Here is a 12,526-nt window from a genome sequence, read left to right on the forward strand (position 1 = left end):
TGCGCCATATAAAAATGATGAGCGCAAATGATAAATTCAGAATCAGGGTGCAACTGTGAAAGAAAGGTCGCTTTAGAAATATTGAATCCGAAAAAGGCTGGTGACATTACACTCTTCCCCTCAGAATTGGTGAAGGGAAGAAATGTGAATGCTTTATTGTAAGTTATCTTCCGAAATCATCCTGTACACGAACGATATCATCCTCATCGGAAGGATGGGAAGAATCGGTATGCTGCCAGATTTCAGCAACAATTCCCCAGCCATCAAGACCGATTAAACGGTGTCTCTCTCCCTGCTGAAGTTTTACCTGATCTTTTGGATTGTATTCTGCTACTTCACCCTCGTCATCGGTATTGCTTCTTTTGATTCCTACGGTACCTTCCACAACCTGCCAGATCTCGGCTCTTCTGTGGTGATACTGCCAGCTTAATCTCGCCTGTGGAGCAACAATAAGAATTTTCGGACTTAGTTTTCCTCCTATTCTTAAGTTTTCCACATCAATCCCGTCAAAATACTGGTTGGCAAAATCCTGAGCCTGATTTTCATCAATCACAAAAAATCCTCCCCAGGGTCTTGTATCATCTTTTGCTGCAATAGTAAATCCCTGTGCTCCAAGCATCTCTTCTACTCTCTCGAATATTTCTTTCTTTTCTGTACTCATACAGTTTATTTCTAAGTGTTAAATTATTTTATTTCGATTGTTCTTTTGACATTGAATAAGGAAAATCTTTTTCCTGTGATCCTCTTTCTTTGTTCGGTTTGTTATCCATTGTAAAATCAAGAACAGCTCCTTTCATCAGCTCCTGATGGCTTAACCAGTTTTTGGAATAAGGCTGTTGGTTTACGTTCAGTGATTTTACATACAGATTATCTGCATTGTTTTCCGGTGCTTTGATTTCAATTTTCTTTCCGTTTTCAAGGTGAATGGTTGCTTCCTTGAATAATGGTGCTCCCAGTACATACTGATCCGTAGCCGGTGTCACCGGATAGAATCCCAGGGCTGAGAAAACATACCACGCAGAAGTCTGCCCGTTATCTTCATCTCCACAATATCCGTCAGGTGTAGCCATATAGAGTTTATTCATCACCTGTCTTGTCCAGTATTGTGTTTTATACGGAGCTCCGGCATAATTATAAAGATAAATCATATGCTGTATCGGCTGGTTTCCGTGAGCATACTGCCCCATATTCATGATCTGCATTTCTCTGATCTCATGAATTACTCCGCCGTAATAGCTGTCATCAAAAACAGGAGGAAGTGAAAATACCTCATCCAGTTTGGCTTCAAACTTCTTTTTACCTCCCATCAATTCTGCCAGTCCGTCAATATCCTGGAATACAGACCACGTATAATGCCAGCTGTTTCCTTCTGTAAAGGCATCGCCCCATTTAAAAGGATTGAAAGGTTTCTGGAAATTCCCGTCTTTATTCTTACCGCGCATTAAACCTGTTTCTTTGTCAAACACATTTTTGTAATTATACGCTCTTTTTTTGTAAATATCAATTTCTGAAGCAGGTTTTCCTAAAGCTTTCCCCAATTGGTAAATAGAAAAATCATCATAGGCATATTCCAGTGTTCTGGCAGCATTTTCATTGATTTTCACATCATACGGAACGTAGCCCAATGTATTGTAATATTGCACTCCTGCACGCCCTACTGCTTCAATAGGACCTTCATTATCGGCACCATGTTTTACCGCCTGCCATAACGTTTCTACATCATATCCCCGAAGTCCTTTGATATAAGCATCTGCCACTACGGAAGCCGAATTATTCCCAATCATAATATCAGAATATCCGGGGCTGCTCCATTCCGGCAAGAAACCGCCTTCTTTGTATGCATTTGCCAGACCTTCCTGCATTTCCACGTTAATACTTGGATACACCAGATTTAAGAACGGATATAAAGCTCGGAAAGTATCCCAGAAACCTGTTCCGGCAAACATTCTTCCGTCAGCGATTTTACCGTTGTACGGGCTCCAGTGTTTTATTTTATTCCGTGCATCAACTTCATATAATTTTTGTGGAAAAAACAGGGTTCTGTATAGCGAAGAATAGAAAGTTCTCATCTGCTGGTCTGTTCCTCCTTTTACTTCTAATTTCCCAAGGGTTTTATTCCAGATATTTTTGGCATCTGTCTTTACCTGTTCGAAATTTCTGTTACCGATTTCTCTTGTAAGGTTCAACTCTGCCTGTTCAAAACTAATGAATGAGGAAGCTACTTTAGCGTAAACCGCTTCTTTATTTTTAAGTTTAAAACCTACAACCGCACCGGTATGGTCGCTGGTTACCTCCAACTGGCCGTTGATCAGCTGATTGTCTTTCCATGTTCTTGTCAGCTCAAAATCTTTATCAAACTGAATAACAAAGTAGTTTTTAAAATTTTCATATTTCCCGGTTGAATATCGGGTAGTATAGCCCAGGATTTTTCTTTCTTTAGATAAAATCTTAATGTATGAACCTTTGTTTAAGGCATCAATGACCACATAGGCACTGTCTGTTTTGGGAAAATCAAACTTAAAGAAAGAGGCTCTTTCTGTTGGCGTAAATTCAGTAGTTACATTGATATCTGCCAGATACACACTATAAAAATAAGGTGTTGATACCTCAGCTTTATGACTGAACCAGCTTGCCCGTTCATCTTCTTTAAATTTCAATTTACCTACTCCGGGCATCATGGCAAAAGCGCCGTAATCGTTCATCCAGGGAGAAGGCTGATGGGTTTGTTTAAATCCTTTAATTTTATCTGCATCATAGGTATACGCCCATCCGTCACCCATTTTACCGGTCTGGGGAGTCCAGATATTCATTCCCCATGGAAGTCCCACTGCAGGATAGGTATTTCCGTTGGATAAAGAAGGTTTGGACTGGGTTCCCATCAACGGATTCACATAATCTACGGGAGACATGTTCTGACCGAAGGCCCAGGCCTGTAATACAAGAAAAAAAGTAGAAAATAGAGACTTCATTGTATCGTTTCGTTTTTAATTTATTTTGCTTTTTTCAGGGCATAACTGGCCGCTCCCAAAATGGCTGCATCTTCAAATATTGCGGAGATTTTCACGGGCAGGTTAATATGATTTGCGGAGAGATTCTCCTTAAATTTTGCTTCAAAATGAGGATATGCTTTGGCAATATTACCTCCTATAACTAAGACTTCCGGCTGATATTTGCTGACATGCTGCACAATAAACTGTGAAAAGGTATCTGCATACTCCTCAAACATCATATTCTGAATATCCTGCGGTTTTTCAAGCAGTTCTTTAGTTCCTGAAATTTTTTCACCTGTTAATTCTTCGTAACGGTTTACAAACCAACGTGTCGCCATAAAGTCTTCAAAAATAGAATCCCTGAACGGAGCATCCCAAAGATCTTCATCGGTAGCTGTTTCTCCATTATAAAAGGTGGTTCCAAATCCTGTTCCCAACGTTACTCCAAAAATCCGTGTATAGTCCTGCACACAGCCTCCGAAAACTTCTCCTTCCATAAAAGCGGCTGCATCATTTACAAAATGAATCTGATCGAGGGAAATCGACAAACGTTTTGCCAGCTCTTCTTTGATGTTTACGTTGTAAATGTCAAGAAATTTCCCGTGCAGCATCAAGGCAACTCCGTTTTCATAATCGAAAGGTCCCGGCATTGCAATTCCTATGAGAAGATCTTCTCTTTTCAAATCATGGGAAGCTTTTTCTATCGCAGCAACCCACGCAGAAAAAATTGTTTCTTTTTTTTCATAAGAATCCACATGTTCCCTTACATAGGTTGAAGAAATGATTTCACGTTTTTCAGGATCTACCTGAGCCAATGTAATATGGGAGCCTCCAATATCTATCCCCAGTATGTTTTGCATTATTTTCTAATTTATTTACTCACTATTCTCAGACTGAAAACAAACAGACAAGAAAAAACCTGCCTGCCGGTCTCAAATCTCAAAATTAATTCTACTTATATATTCCGGCAAACCACAGGTTTACTCCACAATAATCTTTCCTGATGACAATAGATGTCTGTCTGCTGAAATAATTTTATAAATATAGGCACCACGGGATAAATCCTGGGTATTCACTCTATTAATATTTTTATTAATTTGCTGTTTTTTCAACAATTTTCCGGAAATATCATACAAAGATATTTCACTTGCTGAATTATTTTCAATTTTAAAGTGAATATCACTTCCTTTTTTAACAGGGTTAGGATAAACACTGCTTTCTTTCCCGCTGGCAAGTCCTTTTAAGTCTTCTACAGATAAAGAAGCATTGCAGGCTACATCTGTGCTCCAGTTGGAGTCTGACATATTCGTCAATGTTGCAAAATGGGTGTTCGCCGTTGCATCCAGAGCCCCGTTTCCACTTCCCTCATCCATTTTCCAATTGGCTTCCAATGCTGTGGAGGCAGGTGCAACGTTACATTTATTATCTGTGATCTCCTGTGCTGTTAATGCTCTTTTCCAAACCCTGAATTCATCCAGGTTTCCGTTCAGTGTACGGGAATTATCATAGTTTCTTCCCAGGTACAAAATACCGTTCGCGGTAAAGTTTCCGGTTGTAGGCACACTGGCGTCCAGATTTCCATTGATATACATTTTCATGGAAGATCCGTCATAAGTAGCTGCCACATGATACCATGTATTGGTATTAAATGTTGAATTACTGTTCAGTTTCACCTGTGAAGACCCGAAACTCAATATAAACTGCAGCTTATTGTTGGCAAGGTTTCCATCTCCAAATCGCAATATCGCAGAATTATTATCTCCTACTTCAATTCCCACTACGGAAGTGATGTATGGGAATCCTGTTTTGAAGGCATTCACTTTTACCCAACCTTCAAATGTCATTGCATTTCCACTTAAATTAAATTGCCCGGCATTAAGATAATTGGTACTTCCGTTAAAGGACAGCGATCTTGAACCTGGGCTGGTTACCGGGGCAAAGCCACTGTTAAATGTATTTTCCGCGGAATAGGTGCTTACCGTTCCACCGTTGCATACCGATTGTACTTTCCATTGATACGCAGTGTTTGGTGAAAGATTCTGAAGGGTGTAGGTATTGGTGGAAACAGCCGGAACATCTGTCCAAGTTGTAGCTGTTGTTGTCTTATACTGTAAATTATAGGCAGGAGCACCTGTGGCCTCCCATGATAATTGAGTAGTTGTTCCCAAATTGCTTCCTGATACGAGACCGGCAGGTGTTGCACATCCGTTCCCTGAATTGAATCTCGGAGCAAAAAGATAGGTACTCGTCAGTGTTGAAGAACAGTTGGATTGAATTCTCCAGTCGTAGTCTGTATTCAGGCTCAGATTACTGATCACAATATTACTTCCTGAATAATTGGTTCCTGCGCTTACCCAAGTTGTAGAATTGGCCGGCTTATAATCGATATTATATGTCTGGGAACCGTTGGAAGTCCAGTTTAACTTGGCAGAGGTTCCCGTTACATTTGTTACTTCGAGTCCTAATGGCGGATCACAAGCTACTCCCTGAGACCATGAGTATAGCTGACCGGTAAGTTGTGTATTTTCATTATAAAGAATATTGGATCCTGTACTCAGATAACTGGCAACATTGGTTCCTCCCAGATCATACCACATAAATACTCCATACCCGTCGTTTTTGGTGTTGGTAGCCAATGTGGTAAGGGTAGCCGTAGAAGTAGACTGAGGGTTTGTGTTCTGAATCCAGGTTGCTGCAGGAGAAAGTTTAGATTTAGTAAGTGGCGGTACATTAGGAGCGCTGTAAGTTCCGTAATATGGATTCCAGCTATAGTCTATATAATTTCCTGCTGCATCTCCGTTATAGCTCTGTCTGCTTGTTGCAGGTCCTAAATAATAGAAAGTGATCAGTTTATCAGGCATAGCAGCCTTCAATTCCTGTAAAAGCATGACGAAAGAACTGCTGTTTGGCTGTCCGGTTCCGTTATTTCCATATCCTGCATATTCATCATCGAGATCTACTCCATCCAAACCGTAGGTATATACCGTATTGGCTATCTGTAAAGCAAAATCCTTGGCCGCTTCCCTGTTGGGAAAATTGGAAATACCTGCTCCCTGATGATTTCCCAGAATATCCAGTAATACTTTAATTCCTTTCTGTTGTAAAGGTTTTACATAAGTATTCACATCGTTTAGTACTTTGGTAACATTGTTATTGCTCGAGATGTAAGCTCTGCTTTTGGAAACATCATAGTTGATATTCGCTGCAAAGATAATGGCAACGTCAAATAGCTGCTTATTGCTGTTTTGCAAAGTATAGGAACCTGCATTCAGCATGTTATTATTATTAACCTCCACATAACATATCCCTATGGGATTATTAAGCTGCTGCGCCTTAAGCACGGTAGCTGTCTGAACCCCCAGTAATGCCAGGGCGGAAAGAATAGATGTTTTTTTCATAGTATACTTTTTAGTTTTGATAAAATCATTGGGCCGAAGCCCAATGATGGAATTTGTTTATTTGATGATTAATTTTTCAGTCTGTTTTACACTTCCGTTTTGAGATTCAAACTGAAGGATATAATTTCCTGCAGGAAGCTTTTGCAGATTGTATTCATGATTTCCACTCTTTAAAACCTGAGTATCAACCAAACTTCCGGTAAAGTTGTATACTTTCAGTTGCCCTCCGTTGTAATCTTCAGGGGTAGAAATTCTAAGCTGGGAAGATCTGCTTAAAGGATTCGGGTACAGTTTCAGCTGTTTGTTCAATCCTGTTTGTTCAGAACCGATGATCTTTTGGCCTACTGTATTTTTTGAAGTTCTTGCTGCGGAAGTAGTACATGGTACATCTGCTGCCCAGATAGAAGCATCAGCTCCTGATAAGGTCAATGTCACTCCGTTTCCTGAAATATCCTGGACAGATGAACCGCTGCCTTCATTAAATTTCCAATAAGCGGCAAGCGATGTTGCCGGTAAACTCACATTACACATATTCTGGCTGATTTCCGTCTGGCTTAATGCCCGTTTCCAAACACGCACCTCATCAATTTTTCCGTTAAAATTCCTTGAGGTTTCATATAGATATCCAACGTTGAACGCTCCGTTTGAGCTCACACTTCCCGTCTGAGCTTTGCTGGCGTCAAGTGTTCCGTTGATATAAAGTTTCATCGTCGTTCCGTCATAAGTCGCAGCAACATGATACCAGGTATTGGTATTTAATGCTGTATTGGAGGCCAATTTTTGTTGTACATTATTAATGCTGAGTACAAATTGCAGTTTGTTATTGGCCAGGCTGGCATCTCCCAAACGTAAGAACGCAGAATTGGCATCCCCTGCTTCTGTTCCCATAATGGCTGAAATATAAGGGAATCCTGATTTGAAAGAAGCGGGTTTTATCCAGCCTTCAAAAGACAATACCGAACCGCTTAGACTGATATTTCCCGCTGATCCTGATTTGCTGGTCCCGTCAAGGCTGACTGCATATGAACCGGTAGGGGTGGTTGTTCCGCCTCCGCTATTAAATCTTGGAGCAAACATATAGGTACTTTTGACACTACAGTTTGTTCTGATTCTCCAGTCATACTCTGTATTTGCTGTTAATCCTGAAACCGTAACGGAAGTTCCGCTAACAGCAGTTGCTACACTTGTCCATGTAGTAGATGAAGCTGCTTTATAATCAATATCATAGGTGCTTGTTCCTACGGCAGTCCAGTTTAATTTTGCACTTGTTCCTGTAAGATTGCTTGTAGATAAACCAATAGGTGCATCACAATTGGTTCCCGCTGTCCATGATTGCAACGGAGTACTTAAAACGGTTTGTTCTCCATATAAAGTTTGAGTTCCTGCAGACAGTTGTGATACCTGATTGGTCCCTTTCAAATCATACCAAAGATATAAGCCATATCCTCCTGTTTTGGTCTGACTGGCAAGACTGGTCGTCGTTGAGTTAGAAGTATTTCCTAACCAAACTGCTGCCGGAGAAATCTGAGCTTTCGTCAACGGAGGGACATTAGGCGCGGAAAATGATCCGTAGTTGGCATTCCAGCTGTAGTTGACATTGTCTCCTACCCTGCTTCCGTTCCAGGAAAGTCTTGAAGCAGCGGGGCCATAGTAATAAAAGGTAATAAGTTTATTAGGCAACAGCGCTCTCAACTCCTGAACGAGCATTACAAAAGAGCTGTCATTTGGCTGTCCGGTTCCGTTATTTCCATATTCCGAGTATTCATCATCGAAATCAATTCCATCCAATCCATAGGTATTGACGGTATTGGCTAATTGTAATGCAAAATCTTTGGCTGCCTCACGGGTTGGAAAATTACAGATTCCTGCTCCCTGATGGTTTCCTAAAATTGTTAATACCACTTTCATTCCTTTTTGCTGGAGGGGTTTGATGTAGGTATCTGCGTTAGTCAGTACTTTGGTGACATTGTTATTGCTGTACAGATAAGCCCTGCCACGGCTGGTGTCATAATTAATATTCGCCGCAAAAATATTGACGACATTAAAGAGGTAACTGTTTGAGGTTTGTAACTTGTACGCCCCTGCGTTGAGAAGATTGTTGTTATTTACTTCTACGTAGCAGATTCCCATAGGGCTAAGCTGCTGTGCGTAAAGCACAGATTCCACGTGAATGATCAATAGGATCAATGCAATAAAGGCTTTTTTCATACAATTTTTTTTAAGTTATTTGATTTGTTTTATCTAGTCGTTCTCTTTGTGAAAAAGGGGAAAAACGGATTAGCTAAGCAATGAGAGTCCTACAAGGCCTTTCTGAGCAAAAAGCCTTGTAACACAATTCAACTAAAAAACGGGAATAAAGGGATGCTGTTACCTACTGCAAAATACCTAACCTAAGCCAGTAAATCCGGGTTCTCGTTAAAGGTTTTCCATAAAAGTTCACCAAATAATGTATTTGACCAGGCAAACCATTCTCTGGTGAATTTCTTGTCATTGTCTTTGTGGAAGGATTCATGCATAAATCCTGTTCCTCCATGAGTTTTCTGTAAGGTGTTTATACACCATCTGATCTCACTTTTATCTTTTGAAGTGAGTGCTTTCATAATAATACTCATCGGCCAGATCATATCCAGTCCGATGTGCGGCCCCCCGATTCCTTCCGCCAGCTTACCTTTGAAAAAGAACGGGTTATTTTCTGACCATACAAATTTTCTGGTGTTTACATAGACAGGATCGTCAGATTTCACGGCCCCCAGATAAGGCAAACCTAGCAAGCTTGGGCAATTTGCATCATCCATCAGGTTATAACTTCCAAAGCCATTAACTTCAAAAGCATATATTTTTCCATATTCCGGGTGATCGTAAACGCCATATTTCTTAATGGCAGCATCTACCTCATCAGCAAGGCTGTTCAGTTGCTGGGCTAAAGCTTTTTCATTTTTAATCTGAGAAACCATTTCTGCCGCCTGACGTAAGCTTACGACTGCAAATAAATTTGACGGAATTAAAAATCCATAAATCGTAGCATCATCGCTTGGACGGAACATCGAGCTGATCAAACCAACAGGTTTCGTCGGATATCCGTAACCTCCCATAGGAACACCATCTGTAGCCCATGATGTGGTACGTTCAAATTTGTAAGGACCTAAGTCTTTTTTTCTTTGCTGTTCTGTAAAGGTCTGTAAAGTAAGTTTGATCCCCTGCAACCAGTTGGCATCAAAGGGTTTTGTATCTCCTGTCTCTTTCCAGAAGTGGTATGCTAAACGGATAGGATAGCATAATGAATCGATTTCCCATTTTCTTTCATGGATCCCCGGTTTCATATCGGTATGATCATATTCTTTCCACTTGCTGATCTTCTGGTCGTCATTGTAAAAAGCATTGGCATACGGATCCTTAAGAATGAAAGTGGTCTGTTTGTGAATCACCCCCGAAATTAGCTTGTGAAGCTTTTCATCTTTCTTTGAGAACTGAAGGTAAGGAAATACCTGTGCAGAGCTGTCACGAAGCCACATGGCATCAATATCTCCTGTAATCACATAGGTATCAGGCTTTCCATTGGCTTCACTATAAAAAACGGTAGTATCTAAAGTATTCGGAAAGCAGTTTTCAAACAGCCATGATAATTCTTTATTTTTAACTTTCTTTCTGAAAGCGGCAATCGCATTTTCTACGGATTCACTGGTAAAATGTCTTTTGTCTTTCGGAACACGAACAACCGGAAAATCGTCTATGATCAGATTCTTTGCAAAAACATTTTGGGTAAACAGCAATCCGGCTCCTGCCAATGCACTTGTTTTAATAAAATTTCTCCTTTCCATTGATACTATTATTTCGTTTTTATTTTTATTCTTTTATTTTACAGGCTTACTTCCCATTACAAATCTCAGTTCCCCGCCATTCATAATATCGCTGTGGTTCAGTTCCCAGCTTTTGTATTCTTTTCCGTTCAGGAACATTTTCTGAACATAGATATTCTTGTCAGAAATTTTATCGGCAATCACGGTAAATGTTTTTCCGTTTTCCAGCTTCAGGGATGCTTTAGGGAACTGGGGAGCTCCAATGGCATATACAGGTTTTCCCGGGGTTACAGGATAAAATCCTAAGGAAGAGAAAATATACCATGCTGACATTTGTCCGCAATCTTCATTATTTACAATCCCGTCAGGTTTTGCAGCGTACATATTATCACGGATGTACTTCACCATTTTCTGGGTTTTGTAAGGACTTCCGGCGTAGTTGTACAAATAAGGTACATGATGTCCCGGCTCATCTCCGAATCCTAAAGATCCGATGAATCCTGAGATATCAACATGCTGTTCCCCTTCCATGTTCAGTTTTTCTGTAAAGGTTTTATCCAGTTTTTCTTCAAATCCTTTTTTACCGCCATACAGATTCATCATTTCATCAATCTGATGCGGAGCAAAAAAGTCATACGCCCAGATATTCCCGGAAACCCAGTGAGGCTGTAATTTTTTCCAGTCATTCAATATAAAATCAGGGATAAATTTCCCGTCTTTTTGTCTTGGCCAGAAATGATTATTTTCTTTATTGAATGTATTCAGGAAGTTCATGGAACGTTTTCTGTATATATCCGCTTCATCTTTTTTACCCAGTTTTTCTGCCAGCTGCAGGATACACCAGTCGTCATATGCATATTCCAATGTAGCAGAGACGGAAGCTCCGTTTTCAGAAGGGGTATAGCCTAATTTGATATAATCATTTAAACCTCCGCCCCCATCGCTACTGCTCATTTTGTCCGTTAAAGAAGCATCTTTCATCGCGGCAAACGCTTTTTCAGCATCAATTCCCGGCACTCCTTTTGAAATGGCATCCCAGATTACGGATACACTGTGATATCCCAACATACAGAAGTTATCGTAACCACAAAGTTCCCAGATCGGCATATGGTCTTTACGATCTGTATATCTGCTGATTAAAGAATTGGCAAATTCCTTGGTATGCTTCTGATCCATGATGGTCAACAGCGGATGTGTTGCCCTAAACCCGTCCCAGTAAGAATAGGTACTGTAATTGGTAAACCACTTGGTGTTCATATTTTCCTGAGCAGCCACGTAGTCTCCGTTGGCATCCATATATAAATTAGGTGCAATGAATGTATGGTAAACTCCGGTGTAGAAAATTTTTCTCTGACTGTCTGTACCTCCTGTCACCTGAAATCTTCCGATAAGGTCTCTCCAGGTGCTCTGTGCGGTCTCTTTAGCCTGAGCGAAATTGACATTCTTAGCTTCGGTGTCAAAGTTTTCCTGAGCATTTTCCGTGCTTACAGGAGATAAAGACACTTTTACTTCGATGCTTTCATTGTTCTCTGTAGCAAATCTTACAAAAGCTTTCGCATCTTTGGCAAGAGCAATCTTTTCATTGTTTTTTATTTTCCCTTCAGCATAGACTCCGTAAGATTTGAAAGGTTTTGAAAATTCCATCACAAAATAGGCAAATCGTTTTCCGCCCCATCCGTTGCTGTAGCAATAGCCTTTAATCTTATTATTCCCTTCTACGCTTACCAGAGTGTGGTAGATATTTCCAAAGATTTTATTGGTAGGGTCGATAATGATATTTGCTTCTTCAGTTTTTGGAAATGTATATTTATGAAAACCTACTCTTGGAGAGGCCGTCAGTTCTGCTTTAATTCCATAACTGTCGAGCATTACGGAATAATACCCTGGCGAAGCGGTTTCTTTTTCATGACTGAATGTTGAACGGTATCCCGTGTCAGGATTGGCTTCTGTACCCGGAACCATCTTCACCTGGCCTACAGTAGGCATTACCAGAATATCTCCGAGATCTGCCCAACCGGTTCCGCTCAGGTGATTGTGACTGAATCCCATGATCGTCTTGCTGCTGTAATGATACCCGGAACACCAGTCCCAGTCACCGCTTTTGGTATTCTGATCCGGACTCAGCTGAATCATTCCGAAAGGCGTGGTAGCCCCCGGAAATGTGTGCCCATGCCCGCCGGTTCCAATAAATGGGTCTACCCAGGATAACACATCATTTTTATTTTGCTGGGCGTTGGTCATCGAAACCAGGGCCGTAAAAAAACAGATAAGCAATTCTTTCTTCATGATCAAAGGTATCAGGATTTAATTTAAAAGTTGGTTTAAAAATAGGAAAACCATT

The 12,526-nt window shown here is 40.6% G+C and carries 8 protein-coding genes; 1 reads left to right on the forward strand and 7 read right to left on the reverse strand.

Annotated elements, in window-relative coordinates:
• Positions 1-27: 27 nt before the first annotated feature.
• The gene (locus M030_RS25970) at positions 28-162 is read left to right on the forward strand and encodes a hypothetical protein (RefSeq protein WP_262483293.1); all 135 of its coding nucleotides are present in this window, start codon (positions 28-30) and stop codon (positions 160-162) included.
• A 1-nt stretch (position 163) separates the two neighbouring features.
• Here M030_RS25970 and M030_RS0101580 read toward each other — a convergent pair whose 3' ends face one another.
• The 7 genes from M030_RS0101580 to M030_RS0101610 all read right to left on the reverse strand — a co-directional run bounded on the left by M030_RS0101580 (position 164) and on the right by M030_RS0101610 (position 12,471).
• Positions 164-661 (reverse strand): phosphoheptose isomerase, encoded by a 498-nt coding sequence (locus tag M030_RS0101580; protein ID WP_027371929.1) that lies wholly within the window; start codon positions 659-661, stop codon positions 164-166.
• 28 nt (positions 662-689) lie between these two features.
• Entirely contained in the window at positions 690-2,969 is a 2,280-nt protein-coding gene (locus M030_RS0101585) for a GH92 family glycosyl hydrolase (protein ID WP_027371930.1), read from the reverse strand.
• A gap of 20 nt (positions 2,970-2,989) precedes the next feature.
• Positions 2,990-3,850 carry an ROK family protein gene (locus M030_RS0101590; RefSeq protein ID WP_027371931.1) on the reverse strand — a complete coding sequence of 287 codons (861 nt, stop codon included), beginning with the start codon at positions 3,848-3,850 and terminating at the stop codon, positions 2,990-2,992.
• 120 nt (positions 3,851-3,970) lie between these two features.
• A complete protein-coding gene (locus M030_RS25185) occupies positions 3,971-6,388 on the reverse strand; it encodes an endo-beta-N-acetylglucosaminidase H (RefSeq protein WP_081806283.1) in 2,418 nt (805 codons plus the stop codon).
• Between the two features lie 57 nt (positions 6,389-6,445).
• Positions 6,446-8,596 (reverse strand): endo-beta-N-acetylglucosaminidase H, encoded by a 2,151-nt coding sequence (locus M030_RS25190; RefSeq protein ID WP_081806284.1) that lies wholly within the window; start codon positions 8,594-8,596, stop codon positions 6,446-6,448.
• A 182-nt stretch (positions 8,597-8,778) separates the two neighbouring features.
• Positions 8,779-10,206, reverse strand: a complete 1,428-nt coding sequence (locus M030_RS0101605; protein ID WP_027371932.1) for a glycoside hydrolase family 125 protein — start codon at positions 10,204-10,206, stop codon at positions 8,779-8,781.
• 33 nt (positions 10,207-10,239) lie between these two features.
• Entirely contained in the window at positions 10,240-12,471 is a 2,232-nt protein-coding gene (locus M030_RS0101610) for a GH92 family glycosyl hydrolase (protein ID WP_027371933.1), read from the reverse strand.
• Positions 12,472-12,526: the final 55 nt, after the last annotated feature.

Origin of the sequence: Chryseobacterium sp. UNC8MFCol, assembly GCF_000482305.1 — a bacterium.
In the GTDB taxonomy this organism is placed as follows: Bacteria; Bacteroidota; Bacteroidia; order Flavobacteriales; family Weeksellaceae; genus Chryseobacterium; species Chryseobacterium indologenes.

Excerpts from the sequence above, each read along its gene's own strand:
- M030_RS0101590 (WP_027371931.1), bottom strand. The coding sequence starts at position 3,850 with ATGCAAAACATACTGGGGATAGATATTGGAGGCTCCCATATTACATTG.
- M030_RS25185 (WP_081806283.1), bottom strand. The coding sequence starts at position 6,388 with ATGAAAAAAACATCTATTCTTTCCGCCCTGGCATTACTGGGGGTTCAG.
- M030_RS0101585 (WP_027371930.1), bottom strand. The coding sequence starts at position 2,969 with ATGAAGTCTCTATTTTCTACTTTTTTTCTTGTATTACAGGCCTGGGCC.
- M030_RS25970 (WP_262483293.1), top strand. The coding sequence starts at position 28 with ATGATAAATTCAGAATCAGGGTGCAACTGTGAAAGAAAGGTCGCTTTA.
- M030_RS0101610 (WP_027371933.1), bottom strand. The coding sequence starts at position 12,471 with ATGAAGAAAGAATTGCTTATCTGTTTTTTTACGGCCCTGGTTTCGATG.
- M030_RS25190 (WP_081806284.1), bottom strand. The coding sequence starts at position 8,596 with ATGAAAAAAGCCTTTATTGCATTGATCCTATTGATCATTCACGTGGAA.
- M030_RS0101605 (WP_027371932.1), bottom strand. The coding sequence starts at position 10,206 with ATGGAAAGGAGAAATTTTATTAAAACAAGTGCATTGGCAGGAGCCGGA.
- M030_RS0101580 (WP_027371929.1), bottom strand. The coding sequence starts at position 661 with ATGAGTACAGAAAAGAAAGAAATATTCGAGAGAGTAGAAGAGATGCTT.